Source organism: Streptomyces sp. NPDC001617 (genome assembly GCF_053596855.1).
In genome coordinates this window covers 147867-169975 of sequence record NZ_JBSFHA010000011.1, presented here as the reverse complement: position 1 = coordinate 169975, position 22109 = coordinate 147867, and the positions used below count along the sequence as shown (strand labels likewise).

Genomic DNA, 22109 nt, shown 5'->3' with positions numbered 1-22109 from the left:
CTCCCGCCCGGCCCGGATCAGCGATGCCGCGATGTCATCGGCCAACTGCCCTTCGGCTTCGCCGGGTTCTCAAGAACCGTCGGACGGAGGATCGGCTAGCCCGGTAACCGCAGGAGCGGACTCGGCATCACCCGGCTCGGCGTCACCCGACCCAGCAGACGTGGGCTCCGCCGCGGCGCCCGCCGCTTGCTGCGGTACGCCGTCGGACGGGGCGTCGGAGTCGGGGTCGGCCAGCCCGCTCGGCGGGCAGGGCGCCGATTCCGCGTCGCCCGCATCGCCGGGCACGGTCTCGTCCAACGTGCACGGTTCGGCGTCCCCTGCCGCAGGAGACGCCCTCTCCGCGTCGCCGGCATCGTCCGCGTGCGGCACGCCCAGGACGACGCCCAACAGCCATGCCTTCCAGGGCGTGTACGCGTTCAGTGGGGGCAACACCTCCGACCTGGCCACCAACCCGGACGTCGCGGGGCGGTCGCTGGTCTTCTACTGGGCGCAGCTGGAGCCGGCCCAGGGCCAGTACCGGTGGGATCTGGTCGACCAGGCGATGCAGCCGTGGGTGGCGGCGGGGAAGAAGGTCATCCTGCGGGTGTCGGCGTCCGGGTGGGCGAAGTGGGACACCGCCGCCAACTCCGCGCACGGCACCCCCGCCTGGGTCTACGCCCAGGGCGTGAAGTCGGTGACCGAGCAAGACGGTGCGGTCCTGCCGGAGTACTGGAACCCCGCCTTCGAAAAGGACATGGCTGCGTTCCTGCAGGCGTTCGCCGCCCGCTACGACGGCAACGCGAACGTGGCAGCGGTCGACATCTCCATCGGTGTCGGAGGGGAGAGCAAGGCCGACAGCGAGAAGAACGACAACCTGCTGTCGCTGTGGCAGTCCATCGGCTACACCGACGAACTGTGGTGGCAGTACGCCCAGGAGACCATCACCGCCTACACCGGCGTCTTCCACCGCACCCCGCTGGCGCTGATGCCGGACAAGACGTTCATCGGCGGCACCGACGGCTACAACGAGGAGAAGATCGTCGACTACGCCGTGGCCAAGGGCATCTGGCTGCAGGACAACGGTGTGGTGCCGGGCCGGACGCTCTCCGCTCCGTGGGGCCAGACCCCGGTGATCGCCGAAATGCGTGGCGCCACCAGCGAGACGGGCGACAACCTGGCCGACGACCTCAAGGCTGCCCTCGCCGAACACCCCGTCTTCGTCCTTGTCTTCACCAGCGACATCACCGACGCCAACCGCGACGTACTCCACCAGGCCGCTGCCCGGGCCACGGCAGCACAAGCCGGCCCGCACACGCCCACCGGGTCCGCAAGCGGCAGTTGATCCCGGCGGCCTCCGGCGCGCGCGGAGCGGCGGTGTCCTAACCACGACGGCAGACCTCGGCAGAGGGGAAAGGCGAGTAATACCATGACCGGACGCAGCGAAAAGCAGGGTCTGAAGGGCCTCGTGGGAGCCGTGCGGCACGTGCCCGCAAACGCCCAGAGCCCGGACGGGCTGGCTACCGGTCATGGACGAGGGGGCGGCATGGGCCGACGGGAAGCGCCGGTTCCCGACGGCCCGTTACGGGATTTCGCCCGGGGCCTGCGGGAACTGCGGGCGCACGCCCCGGGATCGCCCACCTACCGGACGCTGGCGGCCCGCGCGCGCTACTCGCCGTCCGCGCTGTCCGACGCCGCTTCGGGCCGGCGGCTGCCGTCCTGGGAAGTCACCGCGGCGTTTGTCGAGGCCTGCGGCGGCGACGTCGCGCAGTGGCGCCAGCTCTGGCAGGATCTGGACGTCCGGCTGCGCCACAACGACCCGACGCTTCTACCCGAACCCGAACCCGAAGGGGACCGCCGCTCTCCCGCGCCGGGAAGCCCGGGCCCCGGAACCGAGGACTCTCACGACCTGGGCCACATCGCTGGCGAAGGCGGCGGTGAACCGGCGCGTACCAGCCCGGACGCCGCCCCGGTGCCCCACGAGGCCGTCGTGGCGACCCTATCGCCGTCCGACCCGGCGAAGGTCGGGCCGTTCCGGCTGCTGGGCCGGCTCGGCAGCGGCGCGATGGGCGTGGTCTACCTGGGCGTCTCGCGGGCCGGTCGGCCGGTGGCCGTCAAGGTCGTGCGCGGCCACCTGGCGGAAAACCCGCTGTTCCGTGAGCGGTTCGCAGCGGAGGTGGCGGCGGTACGAAAGGTCCAGGGGCCGTTCACGCCCGCAGTGGTGGATGCCGACACCGACGCCCAGCAACCGTGGCTCGCCACCGTCTACCTGCCCGGCCCCTCACTGCGCGAGGCCGTCCAAACCGGGGGACCGCTGCCCGCCGCGGTCGTGCTCGGACTGGCCGCGGGGATCGCCGAAGCCCTCGCGGCCTTCCACGACGTCGGCGTGCTGCACCGGGACCTCACTCCCGGCAACGTCCTGCTGGACACCGACGGCCCGAAGGTCATCGACTTCGGCGTGGCCCGCGCCCTGGACGCCTCCCGCCTGACGAGGACCGGGATGCTGGTGGGCACGGTGCCGTTCATGGCCCCCGAACAGGCCGCTGGCCAGGAGATAACCGGCGCCGCCGACATCTTCGCGCTCGGCTGCGTCCTCGCCTACGCCGCCACTGGCAGCGCACCGTTCGGTGAGGGCTCGGACGGACAAGTCCTCTACCGGATCGCTCACGCCGACCCTGACCCGGCCGCCCTGGAATGCGGCGACGACCGTCTGCGGGACCTGATCACACGCTGCCTGGACAAAAACCCCGCCCGCCGCCCCACCCCGGAGGACATCATCGCGGCCTGTGGCGGGGACCGCCCGCAGGAAGTGGCCTGGCTGCCCACGGCCGCCGCCACCCGGCTGGCCGCCCGACGCGAGGAGATCAGCGAGACCCTCGCCAAGGCCGCCACCCGCCGGACCGTCGTGCGCGTCAAACTCACCGCCGTGCCCCTCATGCTGGCCACCGCTGTCGCCCTCGTGGTACTCCTGACCACCGGCAACTCCGGGATGACGCTGGCCCCTCCACCGGACAGCGGCGGTGCTCCCCCCACCTCAGCCGCCACAGCGGCCGGCCCCTCAGCCTCGCTCTCACCCACTTCCTCGCCGCACCAAGACCGTCCCGCCTCAGCGCCCAAGGCTTCCGCCAGCCACAGCAGTGGCGACAACGGCCAGGGCAGTCCAACGCCGTCCGCCACCCGCAGGGTCGGCGGCGGTGCCGCCCCGGTCAGGTGGACCGGCTACTCCGGCACCCGCTGCGCCTCCTCCGGCGCAGCGCCGACCAGCTTCTATCCCGAAAGCGGTGCCTGGAAGACCACCACCGGCGGCGCCTACATCCACGGCTGCAATGCGGCGCAGTACAGCCGCCTCGCCTACAAGAAGGACGATCCGAACTACTGGGGCAACAATGCGGACTGGGTCTTCAAACCCGGAACCAAGATCAGTAGTTGCAGCTTCCGTATCCACGTCGCCAAGGGCACCTGGGCCTCCTCCGCCACGTACAAGGTCTACAACGTCGACAGCACCAACGTCGGCAACGTCCAGTTCTTCGACGGCTTCACCTTCGACCAGCACGCCTACGACGCCGGCGGCTGGTACACCAGCCGCCGCTTCACCTTCCACACCGGCACCATCGACCTGGCCCTGACCAACGCCGGCAACAGCGGCAGCTACGGCGTTGTCGCCGACATCGTGGAAGCGTCCTGCTCATGACCGCCCGCCACCGGGCTCTGATGATCAAGATGACAAGAGCCGTGTAACAGGGGATTGCTACGCACGGTTCGCTGCGCGGCGGCGGGGCCTCCGCGCTCGAGTACCGGACGGGGCAGGCTAGGGACGCTTTTACCCGGACAGGTCCCACCGCTGGCGGACCAGCGATACCGTGGTCAGACAGCCGTTCCGCGCATGGGGAGCCCTTGATGACCGAACAGCCGGCCCCTGCCGACCACGTCCGTCAGCAGCTGGAGCCCGCAGCCGCCGACGCGGTCCGTGCGTACGCCGCCCGCACCCGCGCGAACGCCGACCAACTCGCCGCCGTCCTGGAGGACATCGCCGAGAACGGGCTGCCCTCGGTAGAGGACTGCACACCGTGGGAAGAGCTGCGCGAAACCCACCTCGCCCGCCTCGCCAAGCAACGCCCGGCCGTCGCCTGATGCCCCCACAGCACGGCCCACGCCGCGCCCGCATCGCCCTCTCCGACACCGCCGCGAAGCAGCTGGAGAACATCACCAGCGAAGCGGACATCCACGCCCTGGACCGCGCCCTGGTCGTCATCTCCGTGGACCCGGACGCCGGCGAGCCGATCCCCAGCGACACCCCCGGCCCCCAACTGCGCCAGTACACCGACGAAGTCGAGCACGTACGCGTCCTGTACTTCGTCACCGCCCTGCGCACGGTGGTCGTCGTCGCCTACATCGAGGTCTAGCCAGAGCCCAACCGCTGTGCACCTCGCCTCGGGGCTGCGCGGGTCTGCGCAGTGACAGTCGGCCTGCGCAATCCGCTGCGCAATCACGAGCGCCACTCTTGCGCACCCGCCCGCTGACCTGCGCGCACGGGCGATCAGGCGGAGCGGTACACAGTCCCTGCGCATCGCGGCACCACAGCGGGACGCCAGGCGCTGCGCAATGGGCGGCGGTCGATTGCGCAGGCTCCGGCCAGATCCGTGCGCAGCGCTGTGACCTGCATGGTCGGGTTCATGGTCGGGGGTTGGATTGATGCATGGTCGGGCTTGTGGTCGGCTGGCCCTCGGACCATGGCGGTGGGGGGCCAGCCCCGCGAGGCCATCCTCAGCTGCCGGGAGTTCCCCACGATGTGGTCGGCCAGGGTCCGTCCGGTTCCGGGGCGGTGGGCTGCACGGGGGCGGCTGGGAGGCGGTAGGCGCCCATCCAGCTGACTCTCTGCTCTGGGTCTTGGATGGGGCGCCAGACGGGCGCTGAGGGCCCGTCGCGGAGGATGTCGACCAGTGGGGCGGCCAGGACGGGGACGGCGTGCAGCAGGCCGTGCAGGCCTGCGACTTCGGTGGTGCTGGCGCGCAGGGCGCGCATCCGTGCCTCGATGCCGGCGGGGCCGGTGCCGTCCAGGACGAACAGCAGCCGCGGGAAGCGCGCGTAGCGGCGCTTCCACGACTCCACCGGCGGCGGCCCGGTGACGCGTAGCCGCGGCCGCCCGACGGGCATGGCGACGTAGTCGTGCAGGCGGGCGTAGGCGGTGAGCTTCGCGGCCAGCCGTTCGGGGCCCATGGTGGCCCGGTCGACTTCCACGAAGGCCCGCAGCATCGACCCGCCCTCACTGCCGGTATCGCCGCGGCGGTAGTAGAGCAGGGCGTCGGGGATGACGGCCTCGCCGTTGCTGAGGGGGTGGTAGACCTCGGGGATCCAGTCCAGGGGCCGGCATATGTCTCCGCGCCGGCGGGCGTCCTGCAGGAAGGCGAGGCCGGTCTCGGTCACCGTCAGCGTGTGCCCGACCCGCAAGCGCGCGGCGGTGCGGTCCGAGACGAGCCGCGGCGGCCGCCACTCCCGCAGCTCCGGCCACTCCGACGCGACCTCCACGCCGTACTGGGTGGCAAACCACACCCGCGTCCGGCCCGCACGGGGCAGGGTGATCCGGTCGACCAGGCCTGTGAGTTCTTGGGTTCCGTCCGTTCGCTAGACGGCCGTGAGCTGCTGTCTCAGGTCTGAGCTGGAGACTTCGTGGTGTGGGCGACGTGCCGTCTGAACAGCGCAGATTGTGATAGGTGAACTCATGGCCAATGGTGCGTAGGGCTGTGGGCTGAGCGTTCGTGAATGAGCTGGAATCTCGGAGATATCCCGAGAATCCTTATGGTTCTGGCGGCATTTGTGCAGGTCAGAGCGGCTGTCCATGTCGTGCACGTTGTGCTGTTCAGCACAGCATGCAGGCGCTCAAGGGGCCGGGATCCGCAGAAAGGGTCCGCAGGCCGCCTGCAGTTGTGGTGGCTTGTCCGATTCGCCGATGGGGCTGGCGCCTCAACGCGGGTGTGCTCGGCCCTTCTTGAGGCGCATGCGATCGCCATGCCGTAGGCGGCTCATCCTGACTACCCACGCCTTCACGGTCCCGGGTTCCTGGCGAGGTGTCAGGGTGCTTACTGGCTGCGGGGGCACTTCCTTGGTCTGACCGGCGCGTGTTGCCTGGTGTGGGGGAGGCGACAGGTGTATGCAGGCAGGGAGCCTGGGGGCTACATGTTCTGGGTGGATCGGGGGTGTGCCGGTAGTGGGTGGCGCGTACGAAGAGCTGTCGCAGACAGGCCAGTTGGGGTCGGAGACGTTCGAGCTGCTACGGCGTCTGGTGCATCAGGTCCGCCGGTCGTCGGGGTTCCCTCCGCCCGAGGGGTATGCGGAGTGGAGTGATGACGCGGCCTACGACGTGATTACGGCCATGCTGACTCGTGAGGGCGCCGGGCAGCGGTTCGTGACCAGTTGCTTCGTCCAGGCCGCCGACGAGGCTTCGCTGGAGCGGCTGTTCCTCGCGTCGATCAAGAACTTCCTCATCGATGAGGCGAAGAAGACGCCGCGGGGCAAGCTGCGGCGCCGCATCGCCCGGCTGATGGGCGCCGACGCCTCCTTCCGCCGGATGCCCGGCTCCCCGCCGCGCTGGATGCTGAGCGAGCACCCGGAGGGCGCGGTATGGCAGGGCGATCCGGATGATCTCGTTGCCGAAGCCTGGCGCGTGCGCGGGGTGGGGATCACTCGCTGGAACCATTCCGGGCCGACCCCCGCGCAGACGGTCCATGCCCTCATGGTCATCCTGACGCAGGTCCTGCGGCATGCGCGGGGCGCGGTGCGGGAGGAGGACCTGGCCAAGGTCCTCGAGTCCCGGTTCGAGCTATTGGCGCCGGCACGCTCCAGCTCTCTCTTCGCCGACGAGGAGGCACTGGCCGAGCCGGTCGAAGCGAGCACGGTGACGGAGGCCGACGCCGCGGCAGCCGGGGGCGGCGCCGCCGACATCTGGCAGCGGCTAACCGCCAACGAGCGTCAGCTGCTGCCCTACCTGGACGAAGGCGCCCATCACGCGGCGCAACTGCTGGAGGTCGGGCTGGCTCAGGCCGAGGCTGTTCTGGCAGGCCTGAAGGCAAAGCTCTGGCTTGCCCTGTCGGACGACAGTGACCGGACGGCAGTCATGGGCGCGCTGCTGCGGCGCTGTGCGGATCCGCCCCCTGAACCGCCCGTGTGACGTCGTCCGTACTGAGTGGGAAGAGAATGCGCTGATGGACCACAGCCACAGAGAGGGGGAAACAGGATGAACGCTGCCCACAGCAGTGCCTATGAACGACTGGTGGCCGCCGCGGCTGGGCTGAAGGTCCCGGACGCCGTCCGGGAGGTCGCCACCGCGCCGCCGCGGGATCCTGAACCCGGTCAGATCTGGCGGGCCGTGTGGGAGCGCACCATCCAGCTGCTGGTGATCACGGCGGTGGACGACGACACGGTGCACGCCATCCCGGTCTCCTTGGAACGCTACGCCGACGCCAGCACGCTGCTGCTGCCCGCCGAGGCCTCCACGCTGGAGCAGCCGCTCGCCCTGTGGTGGGGATTGAAACAGCCGGTGCCCTGGTGCGTGCTGGACCGTCAGGTCAGCCAGCTGACGGTGCCTCTGGCTGCCTCCCTGCACCCTGATCTGCCGCACACCGCGCCGCCCGGGGCACGCTGGGGCAGCGCCCCGCCGTCACCCGCCGTGGCGGATGCTGAGTACCGGGGTGTCTTGACGGATACCTTGGCGAGGCTGAGCGCCGCACGCTGGGTGCCGGAGGGATCCGGAGCCCTGCCGCAGCTGCTGCAACAGCGCGGTGTCACCGTGGCGCAGCTCGGCGCGCAGCTGCAGCTGCCACCCGCCCAGGCCCTGCCGTTGTGGCGCGGCCATTACCCGCTCACTGCCGACCAGGCCGAGAAGCTCGCCGTCTTTCTCGGCCTAGGGATGGACGAGGTCCTCGCTGCCAATCCCGCACTGCCGCCCGCCGTGGTCAGCGAGCTGAACCGGCCGCTGCGCCGCAGCCAGCTGCGGGCCCTGGCCGCCCGGCATCTCGAAGACGAACACCGGGCCCGGCTGCGTGCCGCCTACGGCATCGTCACCCTGGCGGCCCGGCAGGAAGACCGCACGCACATTAACTGGGCGGCGCGCACGGACGGCTACTTCGAGCTGCGACTGGGTCAGTAGGGGTTGCCGTGGTCAACTACGTGCTTGCGGCCGCCGCCCGCACTCAGGCGACCGCCATGCTGGAGGAACTGGACACACAGCGGCCGGATGCAGCCCAGCGCCTGGCCCAGGGGGCTCTCGCCGAGATGCAGACCTGGCCGGAGCTGACCGTCCGGCGCGTTGCCGAGTCCCAGACCGGCGCGCGGTGCAGCGTCGCCGGTGCCTACGAACCCGGACCGCCCCCTCAGATCATCGTCGCCGACTCCGCCAGCCACGCCCGACGGGACTTCACCACCCTGCACGAGCTGGGTCATCATCTGCAGCAGAACAGCTTCGCCCTGATGGACGCCTTCGACCGCCAGCCCGACGGCGGTGTGCTGCTGGAGGACGCGGCCTGCGACGCGTTCGCCGCCGAGATCCTGCTGCCGGCCCCGCTGGTAGAGCATCACTTGGCCGCCGGCGGGCCGACTGCCCCCGACCTGGTGGAGCTGTGGCGGGCCAGCGGAGCCTCCCGCATGGCGGTGTGCGTCCGGGCCGTTCAGCACCTGCCCGCTCCCGGACACGTCCTCCTCCTGGATGCCGACGGCAAGGTCGCCTTCGCCGCCTCCCACGGCCTTCCGCCGCTGCGGCGGGGCAGCTTGCAGGGCGACATTTCCACCATCGCCCAGGCCCGGGCCGGCCAGGGCCGCGCGCACGGGCGCACCCAGGTCCGCTACCGCGACGGCATCCTGGGGCGGGAACTGCATGCGCAGACCGCGCCGATGGACGGCTATCTGGTCGCGGTCCTCGTCGCTGACTCGGCGCCCTGGCGCGCCTTCACGCCGCCCACGAAGGACACCGGCCCCCAGGCGCGCGAGTACATCTGCGAGCACTGTGGCGAGGAGTACCGCTCCTTCGACCCCGCCTGTTCCGCCTGCCGCGTCCCCAACTGTCCCGAGTGCGGCCGCTGTGCCTGCCCGTCGCGCGTGAGTGAACGCCTGTGCCCGGGATGCTTCATCCGGCATCCGCTGGCGATGTTCGCGGACGGCGCCGATCGCTGCCTTGACTGCTCCTGACGTCCCGTCGGCCCCTTGAGGACACCCTCGTTTCTCTACCCGCGAGTTACGTCGTCCGTCCCGGGCGAAGCACCCCACACCGGGGTGACGGGACCTGGCGCCGGCTCCGGGGCCCCGTCAGGCGAGGCCGGCAGAAGAAGAGAACGATGGCCATCCAGATCACCGCGGTCCGCCTGTCCGGCGGCACCACGCACCAGCACATCACCCGCCTGTGGTGGACCAACCCGGAGACCGCCAAGAGCGGCGACAACACTCGGGCGGAGATCGTCACCTGGATCGAGGACGAAAAGGGCCAGGCGTACACGAGCGACGCGGGCGGACACCGGGCGAAGGTCGCCGTGGTGACCCCGCCGCGTGGCGAGAAGTACCTGCAGACCCACGCCGACGGGGTGTGGACCAACAACCTCCTGGCCCTTCCGCGCCGCTGAACAAGCCCGGACGCCCTGGGCGAGAACGGGCGAGTCGGCCGCGCCGCCTCCGGCGTGCGCGGCCCCGGCTGCCTACGGATCGCGCAGACGGCACGAGCCAGCCGCGTTCGAAGTCCGCAGTTGGACTGACCGGCTGTGCCCAAGGGCCTGCCCGCACGCTGCCTGATTACGGCGGCTTGTCAGTGGCGCGTGGTAAATCTCGCGTGGGTGAACTTGTACGGGTTTCCCGCTAGTTGATCAATATCGAGTGAAGAGGCAGGACATGGTCGAGACGGAACTTCCCGGACAGGGGGTGGTGTTCTGGCCGGTGGGCACGGGCGACTCCACCACGATCGTGCTGGGCGACAACCTGGTCATGCAGGTGGATCTGCGGGACATGAAGGCGGCCGACGAGGACGACGCGGTGGTCGCCGCCGTCATCGACCGCCTGGAGGAGACCCTGCCGCAGCCCGACGGCAAAACGCCCTACCTGGCAGTCTTCGCCCTGACCCACGCCGACAAGGACCACTGCTGCGGCTTCGGCGACCTGCTGGAGAGCTCCATCCTGATCGGGGAGATCTGGGCGACGCCCCGACTGTGGCGCGAACTGTCAGAGGACAAGCCAATGTGCGAGGACGCGCAGCGCTTCCAGGACGAGGTCGAGAGGCGCGTGACCGCCACCCTCAAGGCCATCGAGGACGGCAAGGAGCCGGCCAGCGGAGACCGGGTGCGCATCATCGGCTACGACGAGGACCGCGAAATGCACTCCTACGCCGAGTTGCCCGATGAGTACTTCACCTTCCCCGGTGACGTGATCACCAAGGTCGACGGCCAGGACGTCGCGGACCGCTTGGAGGCGTTCGTCCACGCACCGTTCAAGGACAACTGCGCCGGCGACCGCAACGACACGTCTTTGGCCCTGCAAGTACAGCTGAAGGCCAGTGACGGCACCGTCGGCCGGCTGCTGTTCCTGGGAGACCTCGCCTACCCCATCATCAAGATGATCTTTGAGAACAGCGAGGCCGCGGGCAACTCGGACCGGGTGGAGTGGGACGTGCTGCTCTCCCCGCACCACTGCTCCAAGAAGGCCATGTATGCCGACGGCGAGGACGGTGAGGAGGAGCTCAAGCAGGACCTCCTCGACCAGCTCCAGGCGCATGCCGACGCGGACGCGCGGGTGATCTCCAGCTCGCGGCCCTTCCGTGACGAGGACGACACCGGCAACGACCCGCCGCACCTGCTGGCCCGCGACGCCTACGAGTCGATCACCGCCTACCCGGTGCTGTGCACGGGGGAATACCCCTCCAAGGAGGAGCCCCGTCCGGTGGTCTTCGCTCTGGAGCCCGGTCTGGGCCTCGAACTCGTCGACGTCACCGACCTGGAGAACAAGTCCCAGGTGCTGAAGGCCGCGGGCGGGGGACGCCGGCTGCTGACAGCGCTGGGTACCACTCGCTTCCCGGCCGCCTCCTTCACCGCCACCGGCCTGCCGCACCAGCGCGGCACGGACGCCGCGCGCGCCGGTGTGCAACAGGCCAGGGGCGACAAGGCCGAGCCGGCGGTACAGATCGGATTCGGTGACGCGTGAAGGACCGCACCGCCCTGGAACTCACCGAAGGCCAGCAGCTTGCCCTCGACCAGCTGCACCAGATCGTCGAGGCTTCCCAGGGAGCGGTGGCGGCCACGCACGTGGCTGCCTGCGACGATCGCTCCGGGTACCTTGAGGCCCGCATCAGCATCGGCTGCGCCAACCTGCCGCGCACCCCAGGCGGCCTGCACCTGCGCAGCGTCGAGGCGGTCACCCTGCTGATCCCCCCGGACTTTCCTTTCGCCGTCCCCAGCGTGCAGACCCGGCACGCCCGCTTCGCCGGCGCGCCGCACGTCAACTGGGGCCGCCACCTGTGCCTGTACCGTTCGACGGCGACCGAGTGGGATCCGGCCGACGGCATGTACGGGTTCATCAACCGCCTCTTGGACTGGTTCGAGGCGGCGGCCGCGGGAGAACTGGACCGGCCCGGCGAACCCCTGCACCCGCCGAACGCCCTGACCGACCGCAGCGCAGGACTCCTTGTGATCCGCCACGACGCGCCCGTCGCACGGTCGGACGGGCCATGGCTGGGCGCCGCCGTACTGCACCAGGTCAACGACACCAGATGCGACGTGGTGGGCTGGATTGCCGTCGAGGACCCCTGGCCCAGCAGCCTGGAGCAGTTGCGGGAGAAGGCCGCGCTCCCGGCCGGCGCCCGCGCGTTTCTCGCCCCGGCAGTCGTCACCACGCAGCATCTGACGTTCGAGTACCCGCTCACCGCGCGCGAACTGGTCGATGCCCTGGCCCGCGACCACATCACCCCACGCCTGCTGCTGGGGCTGACCGGTTTCGTTGCGGACCACAACCGCACCTTGCTCCACCCCGAAGGCGATGCACCCGCCGAGGACGACGTAGACACCCCGGCCGCGCCGGTGCATCTGCTGCTGGGCACCCCCTCGCGGGGCATCGCCGGTGACGGCCCCCGCCAGACCCACCTGGTGGCCTGGCACCTGCCCGACTTCGCCGACCGGATCGGGCGCCTGGCCGCAGACACCGCCTTCAGTGACCACCCGCAGCTGGCCGAACTCGGCGACAAGGTTATCCAGTTCGGCACTGAATGGCTCGACGGCCTGCGCACCTGGTGGATGCGCATCTACGAGGCCCGCCCCGAGGTCACGGTCCGCCGCGACCACACCACCCCCGCGGCCTGGCTGTGGGGCAAACGCATCCTAGTCCTGGGCGCCGGCGCCCTGGGCGCCCCCGTCGCCGACATGTGCGCACGTGCCGGCGCCGAGCACCTCACCGTCGCCGACCGGGCGCTCGTCCACCCGGGAATCCTGGCCCGCCAACCCTATGCGGATGCCGACATCGGCCGCGCCAAGGCGCGAGTCCTGGCCAGCCGCCTCAACCGGATCGCCCCCCACGCCACACAGGTCGAGGCACTCGTCGGCGACATCACCACCCGGCTGTCCGAACTCGATCTGCACACGTTCGACCTGATCTGGGACTGCACCGCCAACCGCATCGTCCGTGCCCACCTCGAACGCGCCCGCCGCACCGACGCCGCCCCCTGGCCCCACCTGGCCACGCTCATGATCGGCCACCATGCCACCCGCGGCATCGCCGCCTTCTCGCCCCGCAGCGCCACCGGGGGCGGCGCCGACGTCCTGCGCCGCACCGCGCTGGCCGCACATACCGACGCCACCCACACCTTCGACGACCTGATCGAGGACTTCTTCCCCACCAAGCCCCCAACGGAGCTCTTCCAGCCCGAACCGGGCTGCTCGGACGCCACCTTCACCGGTTCGGCTGCCGACGTCACCGCCCTGGCCGGGCAACTGGTGATCGGCATCCTCCACGCCGTCAACGCCCCCGCCGACCGGCACACCATGGCTACGCTCATCATCCGCGCGCCCGGCGGACCGACCGACGCCCAGCCCGTCGGCCCACGCTGGCTGACCTGGCCCAACGACGCTCTCGCCACCGACGAGGCCACCGGCTACGACGTGCGCATCACCCCCGCCGCGCTGGCCGAGATGCGCGCGGAAGCCCGCCGAGGCGCCCGCGTGCGGGGCCCGCGGGTGGAAACCGGCGGCACCCTGCTTGGCGTCGTCGACGACGCCACCGGCGTGATCTTCGTCGACGAGGCCACCGGCCCGCCTCCCGACTCCCTGCTGACCCAGGCCTACTTCCGGCACGGCCTGGACGGGGTCAGCGGCCACCTCACCGCCCGCCGGGAAGCGACCGGCAACATCAGCCGCTTCCTCGGCATGTGGCACACCCACCCCCACACAGCCGCACAGCCCAGCGACACCGACCGCACCGCCATGACCCGTCTGACCCTGCCGCTGGACGACGCCCCCGCCCGCGCCCTCGTCCTCATCGCCGGAGGACCGGATGCCGTCTGGCAGAAGTGGCTCGCCACCGGTGGCCGCCCCGACCTCTACGCCCACCTTGCCACCCGCACAGCCTCCTCCGCCGCCGAGCCACCCACACCGGCACCGCCCGCCCACCTCGGCTCCATGACCTGGTGGCCCGGCGGCTACACCACCCGCCCCCACAACCCCGTCCCACGCAAGGGCTCCCGCTCATGACCCGCACCATCGGCCTCGCCCTGTCCGGCGGCGGCTCACGCGCGGCCGCCTTCCACCTCGGCTGCCTGCGCGCCCTTAACGACCGCGATCTCCTCGACCGTATCCGTGTCGTCTCCGGCATCTCCGGCGGATCCCTGCTCGCAGCCCTGTGGGCCTACGGCCCGCGAGACTTCGCCGACTTCGACGCCCACGCCACCGGCCTGCTGCGCTCCGGTCTGCAACTGGACATCGCACGCCAGGCGTTCAAGCCTTCCGCGGCCGCCCGCAATCTCACAGCGGCCACATGGGCAGGAGCACGCCACCTGTTCACCCGCACCACCGACATCAGCGTCGCCCGCCCCGCCAACCGCACCGACGCGCTCGCCGCCGTCCTGACCCGCAAGGCCTTCGCCACCGCCACCATGGCCGACGTCACCCACCCCGGCCTCGACGTCGTCCTGACCGCCACCGACCTCGCCACCACCAACGCCGTCCGCTTCGGCAGCGCCCGCAGCGGCTGCTCCCGCTACGGCACCATCATCGAACCCATCCCCGTCGCCACCGCAGTGGCCGCCTCCGCCGCCTACCCCGCCCTCCTGCCAGCCTTGGAACGCACCTTCACCTTTCAGCACCGCGACGGACACAGCCAGCAGCACACCGTGCTGCTCACCGACGGCGGCGTCTACGACAACCTCGGCCTGTCCGTCCTGGAACCCGGACGCTCACCGCACCACACCCAGCACGTCTACGACGTGCCCTTCATCATCGCCTGCGACGCCGGACTGGGCGAGCTCGCCCTGAAGGCACCCCACTTCATGGCCGGACGCCTGAACCGCTCCTTCGCCACCGTCCACCGCAAAGCCCAGGACTCCGCCCGCTCCCGCCTGCACGAATGGGCCGCCAGCGGACGCATCGACGGCTTCGCGCTGGCCTACCTCGGCATGAAGGACAACCGTCTGCCCGCGCCGCCTGCCGACCTCGTCCCGCGCAGCGCGGTAGCCACCTACCCGACCAACTTCGCCGCCATGAGCCGCACCAACTTCGAGGCCATCACCACCCGCGGCGAACAGCTCACGCGCACCGTCCTGCCCATGTACCTGCGCCACTTCCAGCACTGAGGCCAGGCAGCACAGACTCCCCACACGCCGAACAACGCCGAGCGCCGCGCCGGACGTGTGACTGCTCCCCCCTCGTGACACCTGGGTGGCTGCAGGGCGGGGAGAATCGGACGTGACGGCTTGCGAGACGCCATAACGCGGGCGCACCGCATCGGGGAGGAACATGACGTCGAACACCGTAGGGGCCCGGGTGTGGCAGTTTCGGGTGCAAGGGGCGATGGTGACCGCCACACAGGTCGGACGGGGTGACCTGGGGGTGGGGCTGGCCCGGCTCATCCACATCAACGCGCTCGCCTGCGATCTCAACCGGGTCGTCGACTACCGGACCAAGCAGCTCGAGGTCCGCCTTCTGGCCAGCTATCTCGATGCCCCCAGCGCCGGTGCCCCGCTCCAGGTTGATCACCGGGCATTTGTGGCGAGCTCGCGGCACATCCGCGGCTTCGTCACCGAAAGCTCAGGGCTGGGCATGCTGACGGCGGCCAGCGAAGCCCTCTTCGCCTGGGACAACGCGGCGCACGCCCTGCACAGTTTCGACGCGTTGCCCGGCGGCATGCTGTCGGGCTATCAAAACGGCGGTGTCAGACCGGACTTGCTGTTCCATCTGCCTGGCGGCCGCGTCGCGGGAGAGGCCCGGGGTCGGCATCGCCGCGCCAAGACGCTCCTACCGACGCGGCCGCTCGCCGAGCAGAAGAGGCGATTGCAGGAACTCGCTCTCTGGTCGGCGTCCCACCGCGACCACGCCTACTTCATGAGCTGGGTCTGGATCGGTCGCTCCGGCGTCGCCGTGGACATCTTCCTTCCTCAGGACCAACGCTGGGACGGTGCACTGGACGCCCGCTGGAAGCGGCAGAGCGCAGGCGACCAGTGGCGCTTTCCGGTGGAGGAGGACCCCTTGGGGCAGATGCCGGACGGCGATCCCGAACCGCCGCCCGCCACGCCATCCACCACGGACGCGCTGCAGCCGGTGATGTCGGTACCCGTTGCTGCCCCCACACCACCCAGGACCGACCCGCTCTCACGGACCGGCCGCATGGTACAGCGGCTGTACGACACCGCCCCCGAACTCGACGCGGAACTCGCAGACATTCCCCTCCGCGGCACCTGGGTGCCCGCCGACGCGCTGGGATCTGCCCAGTACGAGGTGCTGCTGGCCGTCCTGGCCGAACAGCCCCCACCTCAAGCCGGTGTCCGAGAGCGACTCGCACGGGCCGAAGGCCGCTTCGACGCCTGCCTCGACGGGCGCCTGCTCACCGTCGTGCGCTCAGCAGCCCAACCGCCACCAGCCTGGCAGGACTTGGAACAGGTGCTGTTGAGCCCGGCGTGACACACCGGGATACCACTGGTCCATAACGAGGCTGGGGCGAGGAGGCAGTGGCCATGCGACGGCCGCCGTAGAGTGGGCTCCTCAACCATGCCGGTGAAACGGGCGGTTGGGTAGGGACGCAGGCGCAAGTTGGCGGGGGAACGGGTGCAGCAACACATTGTCGGAGTGCATGGGATCAAGCAGGGCCGTACGTCGCGGCGCGAGCTGATCAAAGAGTGGAACAAGGCACTGAACCGCGGTATCACCGCCCTGCACGGGCAGGACGCGGTGCGCACCGACCCCCGGCTGATCCCCACCCTGGAGATTCCGCACTGGTCCTCGCTCCTGGCGCGGGGCGCGGACCGGCTGGGCCCGTCGGACTTCTTCCCAGACGACTCCACTGCCCTGACCGCCGATGAGGAAGCCTTCATCGTCGAGGCGCTGGACGATCTGCTAACGCCGCAGGAGCGGGCGCTGGCCGAGGAGCTGGACCCGACGACGCTCGGGCTGCCGAAGCTGCCGCCCAGCGTCACCCGTCGCGCCATGGTCTACGACCGGCGTACCCCTGACAGCGTCGTCGGCAAGCTCATCACCCGTCTGCGTGAGGTCCGCTTCTATCTCAAGCACCCCAACCTCGCCTCCAAGGTCCACGATCACGTCCTCAAAGCTTTCAGTGACGACACCGCCACCGTCGTCATCGGTCACTCCCTGGGCAGCGTGATCGCCTACGACCTCATCAGGCAGGAGAAGATTGCCGCTCCCGGCACCGCCGGAACCGCTGTGCACACGTTCGTCACCTGCGGCTCGCCCCTGGGTATCCCCGCCGTGCGGCGCGCCATGAACATCCCGGAGCCGGAGCTGCTGGCCATGCCGGCACACATCAGATGGCTCAACGTGTACGACCCGGACGATGCCGTAACCGGCGCAGCCGGTCTGGCTCTGGGCGCCCGCAACGTCACTGACGTCGAAGTCGACAACGGCAACATCGATCCCCACGCCGCCCAGGCGTACCTGCGCACCCTGCCGGTCGCGCGGGCGGCCACCCACAGCTGGTCATGACCGAAGAACACGTCCCGTCCACGTTCCATCGGCGCTTGGTCGTCATCGCCGTCAGCGACTACGACACCGGGACCCTGGCCGAGCGGGAGGCCTTCCGCGCCGGCATCAGCGCCCAGGTTTCGGTCGTAGAGGACTGGTGGGCCGGCGAAGGCCTGGAAGCAGAGCGGCGCTTCACTCCTGCAGCCCCGCCCAAGCCGCTGCTCAGCGTGCACGATCTGCGGTGCTTCCTGATCGACCAGGACCTGGCCGACGCCGACGACGACGAAGCTCTGGTCGTCTACATCACCGGCCACGGTCTCGCTCCCCGCGGACGGCAGCATTTTCTGCAGCTGCCCGACACTGATGAGACCCGCCCCCTGGGCACTGCGTTCCCCACGGCCGAACTCATCGCCACCGCCCTCGACTCCCGCGCCGGGCACGTCCTGGTGATGGTCGACTCCTGCTTCTCCGGACGCCTGACGGACGAACTCCAAGACACCCTCAAAGCATTGGATGAGGACCGCCGAGCTTTGGGATCCCTGGTCGTGCTGACCGCCGGCAACGAAGATTCCAGACCCCGACTTCAGGCCTTCACTTCACTGCTGGCCGCGATCCGCGCGCACTGCGAAGACCAGACCAACGGATACGCGCGCTCCCATCTGAGCTGGGAAGACTTCCATGCGATCCGCGCCGCCGTCTGGAACCGCACCACCATGGCGGACATCCACCGCATCTGGCCCCCGGGCGACAGCGTCAGCCTCCAACTCGCTGGCCGCGCGCTGAGCCCCTGCCTGCCCAACCCCGGCTACACCGACACCACCCTCCTCGAGGACGCCCGCAGCCAGGTCGGCTGGAACCGCGCCGACCTGGACGACTACTGGATCTCCCGGGCCACCGGCCAGATGTCCGGCTCCGGCCCGGGCTGGTACTTCACCGGGCGCGCCGCCCTGGTCAGCCGCATGATCGAGTTTCTGGACGGTGACGACGGCGTCCTCATCGTGACCGGGTCCGCCGGCTCCGGTAAAAGCGCGCTGCTGGCCCGTCTTGTCACGCTCAGCGATCCCCGATTCCGGGCCGACGACGCTTACCGGCCCGTCCTCGACGCCATCCCCGAACACCTTCACGTTCCTGAAGGAGCCGTCGACGCGGCAGTACTGGCCCGCAACACCGACCCGCACGAACTGTCCGCGGCGCTCTACGAGGCCCTCACCGGCCGCCCGACACCGGCCGGTCATGATCCGATTGAGGAACTGCGCGCCTATGTCCGCGCCTTCATGCAGCGCAACGGTAGACCTCTCACCGTAGTGATCGACGGGATCGACGAAGCCCGCAACCCGCGCCGCATCATCACCGACGTCCTGCGCCCGCTGGCCACCCTGAGCGCCGACGGCCAGCCCCTCATCCGGCTCCTCCTCGGCATCCGCAGCCCCGCCCCCGCCGGCCCCGACTCTTCCAGTGCCGACCCCGCAGGCCCGAACGGCGGCGATCTCCTGGCCCTGCTGCAGCGGGCAACCGACGCCGGCCCGGCAGTGCGTACCGACGACCTCACCGCACAGGACGACATCGCCGCCTACACCGCATCCCTGCTGCACGCCGACCCCCAGGCGGGCTCGCGCCTCCTTGACCGCGACGACGACCGCATCAGCCGTGTCGCCACAGCGGTGGCCGAAGAGGTGGCCCCCTCCTTCCTGGACGCCCGGCTCGCCGCCCAGCAACTCCACGCCCGCACCCTCCTGCCTCAGCCCACTGACCTGGCCTGGCGCCGCCAGCTGAGACAGGGAACGCACGAACTGCTCCGCCAAGACCTCGCCGACGTAGCCCTGCACGGCGACGCAACCCCCGACGAACTCCTGGCCGTCCTGCGCGCCACCGCCTTCGCCCAGGGGGCGGGCCTGCCCTGGGCCGACATCTGGCCAGCCGCGGTGAACGCCCTGCATCCCCCCTGCGACGACGCGGCAGCCGCCATCCGCCAAGTGGTACGTGACAGTCGGCTGACCGGATACCTGACAACTGCCCAGGAAGACGGCAGAACCGTCTACCGCCCCATCCACGAACGCGTCAGCGAAACACTGCGCACCGCACCCCACACACTCCTGGCCCCCGCCGACACCTCTACTACACCCACCCAGGACGGTGCCGGGACAGCCGACACCACCACCGCTCACCGGCAGCTCACCCAGGCCTTCGCCCGGCTACTGCCAAGGGCACCGGAGCAACCCCCGCACCCCTACCTGCGACGGCACCTGATCACCCACGCCGCACTCGGAAACACAGTCGACGACGACCACATCCCGGCCCACTTCCTGCCCTGGGCGACCCGCGACAACGTGCGCGGTTCCCTCGGCCTGCCCATCACCGCCACCGATCGCATCCGGAACCTGGCCGCGTGGGCCCGCATCGAGCCCTTCGTCGGCGACGCACCCCCCGCCTCCCGAGCCGACAGCCTCGCCCTCGCCCAGCACACCGGCAGCACACAAGCACACACCCCGACGCGCCACCCACAACTACGCCCGCGCTTCAACCACCTGCATCTGCCCACCAACATCCTGGCAGGCACTCCCGCCAACCCCTACGCACTGGCCACCTTCCGCACCACCGACGACTCCGTCGTGCTGGCAGCCGCAGACGAGCGGGGCAACCTCACCCTGTGGGACCCCCTCTCCGGCAGCCCCTTCGGCACCGCCATGGAAGGGCTGGGGCCCCATACCCGCGCGCTCACCGTCCTGGACGACCGCCGCGGGGAGCCCTCCCTCATCGTCGGAAGTGACGCCGGTCTGTGGCGATGCGACCCCCAGACCGGCGTGGCCGACCCCCTGCTGGCAGGGCGCATCCGTGCCGTCACTACTGTCAACGACGGTGCACGCCGACGGAACCGCCGTGGCACACACGGATGGACACTCCTTGCTGTCGCCACCACCGAGGACCTCCTCTTGGTGGACCCCCTCACCGGGCACATCCAGACACAACGGCCCCTGCACAGCATCGGCCGCCTCCAGAGGCAGCAGGATGTCGGCTGGAGGTACCGCGGGCCCCTCGTCCACGCACTCGCCGTGATCCCCGTGCCGGGTGTCGGTCCACTGCTCGCTATTGCCCAGGACGGCAGTTACGTCCCCATCGTGGATGCCCTGACGTTCGATGACGCCGGGGAACTGCCGTGCACGGGCAGGGGCGCCTCCGCCGTCGTCGGCTTCGCCACACGTGACCGCGAACCACGGCTGGTCATTGCGTCCCGCTCCACGAAGTCCGTTCGCATCTGGAACCCGCTGACCCGAGCCCAGCACCCACACCAGCCGATCCGGCAGCCCGTGGCGTCCCTGGCCTTGCACCCCGGCCCCTACGGCGACCCCCTGCTGGTCACCGGCAGCAGCGTGGACGGCGCTCTCCACGTCTTCGATACCGCCTCCGGTGTACTCGTTCGCCAACTCCCCACCGAGCACACCAAGATGATCCGCGGCCTGACGGTCTTCACCGGCCCCCAAGGCCAGCCCCTCCTGGCGTCCGCATCGTTCGACCGCACCATCCGCCTGTGGGACCTTCAGGCGCCAGCCGCCGACAGCGAGATCGATCATCCCTCGGCAGAACACGTCGCCCTCCTGCCGCACCCATCCGGGCCACCCAGTCTCATCAGCGGTGGCCGTGCCGGTGAGATCACCGTGCGCTCCGTACAGACCGGCCGGGCAGCACACGTGTTGACCACGCCCGACGACCGCCCCTACAAAGACGTCACCGCACTGACCGCTCTCGAACCCACACGTGACGGCCCCGAACGCATCGCCATCGGGTACGCGGACGGAAGCGTCGAACTCACCACGGAAGCAGGCTCACGGCGCGTCCTGCTTCCCTCGCGCTACTCCAACACCAGGGTCCGGGCGCTGGCCCGCTTCCCCCACCCGGAAACCGGGCAGCCCGTCCTCGCCGCCGCCATCAGCGACTCCCGCGTCGAGTACCTGCCCATTGACGGCGGCACCCCCCACTTGCCGACACTCCGTGCCGAGGCGGTCGTGCGGGCACTCGCCGTACTGCCCGACACCAGATCACCGGTGCTGGCCATCGCCACCACCCGTGCCGTGCGCCTGCTGTACCCCGGCCACGCCCCGCACATGGGTTTGCCCCAGCGCATCGGTGCCGTGCGCAGCCTGACCGTCGCCGGCGGCGGCCTCCTGGCCACCGGTGGATCGGACGGTGTGATCCGGCTGTGGGACCCATTTGCCCCGCGCTCAGAAACCCATGTGCCGCTGACCGGGCACCAGGGCCCCATCACCGCCCTTGCTGCCCTGCCCCATCCTGACGCCGACCGTGACCTGCTCGTCAGCGCCTGCTCGGACGACACCAGCATCCGTGTGTGGGACTACCACACGGGACAGGAGGTTCTCCGCCTGGTCACCGGTGCACCGATCACTTCGCTCGCCGTGCTCCCCGTCGGCTCCGTCAACCGCAGCACCGCCCCTGCCGTCATCGTCGGCAGTCCCACGGGAACGGCCGCTGTCACCGTGCACCTCCAGCCTCCGAGGGGCGGCACCACGCTCGAGGATGCCTGAACTGCCCCAGGCACCGTTCCGGTAGGCATACGGTGCGGCGGCAGCGCACTCCCGCTGCAGTGTTGACATCTGAGGCATGATTCGCGAATCATGAATCATGCCTCAACGGGACGTGGAACGGCTGCGTGAGGTGTCCGTGCGGGTCTTCGGCAACCGCTACCGGGCGGAGCTGATGTGGGCGCTGGCGTCTGCGGGCGAGCGGGGCGTGTGTCTCGGAGACCTTGCCGTCGCCCGCGACGCGCCGGCGAGCGTCTACCAGGCGCCGATCCGGTCCCTGGTGGAGGCTGGCCTGGCCGAGCGGCTGCCGAGGACGCCGGGGGAGCGGCGCCGCTGGTACCGGCGCAGCGACAACGACCTGCTTTGGCAGTGTCTTGAAGGCCTGTTGAGCTGTTTGGCAGAACAGTCCGTACCCGTGAGAGTTGGATAGTCGGCGGGGCCGCTGCGTGCGGCCGGA

At 70.3% G+C, this 22109-nt stretch carries 16 protein-coding genes; 15 read left to right on the top strand and 1 reads right to left on the bottom strand.

What is annotated here, in order from left to right; translation table 11 throughout:
- Positions 1–160: 160 nt before the first annotated feature.
- The 4 genes from ACWC09_RS11845 to ACWC09_RS11830 all read left to right on the top strand — a co-directional run bounded on the left by ACWC09_RS11845 (position 161) and on the right by ACWC09_RS11830 (position 4379).
- Complete coding sequence (locus ACWC09_RS11845) at positions 161–1321, top strand: beta-galactosidase (RefSeq protein WP_450850354.1); 1161 nt, start codon at positions 161–163, stop codon at positions 1319–1321.
- Positions 1322–1522: 201 nt separating this feature from the next.
- Positions 1523–3667, top strand: a complete 2145-nt coding sequence (locus ACWC09_RS11840; protein WP_450850353.1) for a protein kinase domain-containing protein — start codon at positions 1523–1525, stop codon at positions 3665–3667.
- Positions 3668–3873: 206 nt separating this feature from the next.
- Positions 3874–4107: a hypothetical protein gene (locus tag ACWC09_RS11835; protein WP_358608607.1), complete on the top strand. Its 234-nt coding sequence runs from the start codon at positions 3874–3876 to the stop codon at positions 4105–4107.
- Positions 4107–4379, top strand: a complete 273-nt coding sequence (locus ACWC09_RS11830) for a hypothetical protein (RefSeq protein ID WP_450850352.1) — start codon at positions 4107–4109, stop codon at positions 4377–4379. Before ACWC09_RS11835 ends, ACWC09_RS11830 begins: the two co-directional genes overlap by 1 nt.
- Positions 4380–4740: 361 nt before the next feature.
- Here the strand turns inward: ACWC09_RS11830 and ACWC09_RS11825 are convergent, their stop codons facing one another.
- Complete coding sequence (locus ACWC09_RS11825) at positions 4741–5568, bottom strand: replication-relaxation family protein (protein WP_450850366.1); 828 nt, start codon at positions 5566–5568, stop codon at positions 4741–4743.
- Between the two features lie 613 nt (positions 5569–6181).
- On the opposite strand from ACWC09_RS11825, the gene ACWC09_RS11820 reads away from it, so the two are divergent.
- The 11 genes from ACWC09_RS11820 to ACWC09_RS11770 all read left to right on the top strand — a co-directional run bounded on the left by ACWC09_RS11820 (position 6182) and on the right by ACWC09_RS11770 (position 22082).
- The gene (locus ACWC09_RS11820; protein WP_450850351.1) at positions 6182–7141 is read left to right on the top strand and encodes a hypothetical protein; all 960 of its coding nucleotides are present in this window, start codon (positions 6182–6184) and stop codon (positions 7139–7141) included.
- Between the two features lie 66 nt (positions 7142–7207).
- Complete coding sequence (locus ACWC09_RS11815; RefSeq protein WP_450850350.1) at positions 7208–8119, top strand: hypothetical protein; 912 nt, start codon at positions 7208–7210, stop codon at positions 8117–8119.
- A gap of 8 nt (positions 8120–8127) precedes the next feature.
- Positions 8128–9153 carry an ImmA/IrrE family metallo-endopeptidase gene (locus ACWC09_RS11810; protein WP_450850349.1) on the top strand — a complete coding sequence of 342 codons (1026 nt, stop codon included), beginning with the start codon at positions 8128–8130 and terminating at the stop codon, positions 9151–9153.
- Between the two features lie 146 nt (positions 9154–9299).
- Positions 9300–9581 carry a DUF3892 domain-containing protein gene (locus ACWC09_RS11805; RefSeq protein ID WP_067258217.1) on the top strand — a complete coding sequence of 94 codons (282 nt, stop codon included), beginning with the start codon at positions 9300–9302 and terminating at the stop codon, positions 9579–9581.
- Between the two features lie 262 nt (positions 9582–9843).
- Complete coding sequence (locus tag ACWC09_RS11800) at positions 9844–11145, top strand: hypothetical protein (RefSeq protein ID WP_450850348.1); 1302 nt, start codon at positions 9844–9846, stop codon at positions 11143–11145.
- Complete coding sequence (locus ACWC09_RS11795; protein ID WP_450850347.1) at positions 11142–13679, top strand: ThiF family adenylyltransferase; 2538 nt, start codon at positions 11142–11144, stop codon at positions 13677–13679. The genes ACWC09_RS11800 and ACWC09_RS11795 overlap by 4 nt, the downstream gene beginning before the upstream one ends.
- Entirely contained in the window at positions 13676–14776 is a 1101-nt protein-coding gene (locus ACWC09_RS11790; protein WP_450850346.1) for a patatin-like phospholipase family protein, read from the top strand. Before ACWC09_RS11795 ends, ACWC09_RS11790 begins: the two co-directional genes overlap by 4 nt.
- A gap of 163 nt (positions 14777–14939) precedes the next feature.
- Entirely contained in the window at positions 14940–16100 is a 1161-nt protein-coding gene (locus ACWC09_RS11785; RefSeq protein ID WP_450850345.1) for a hypothetical protein, read from the top strand.
- Positions 16101–16265: 165 nt separating this feature from the next.
- Positions 16266–17138, top strand: coding sequence for an endopeptidase (locus ACWC09_RS11780; protein WP_234360411.1), 873 nt, complete (start codon positions 16266–16268; stop codon positions 17136–17138).
- Positions 17135–21655, top strand: coding sequence for an AAA family ATPase (locus ACWC09_RS11775; RefSeq protein ID WP_450850344.1), 4521 nt, complete (start codon positions 17135–17137; stop codon positions 21653–21655). Before ACWC09_RS11780 ends, ACWC09_RS11775 begins: the two co-directional genes overlap by 4 nt.
- 97 nt (positions 21656–21752) lie before the next feature.
- On the top strand, positions 21753–22082 hold the full coding sequence (locus tag ACWC09_RS11770; protein ID WP_388719837.1) for a hypothetical protein: 330 nt from the start codon (positions 21753–21755) through the stop codon (positions 22080–22082).
- Positions 22083–22109 lie beyond the last annotated feature (27 nt).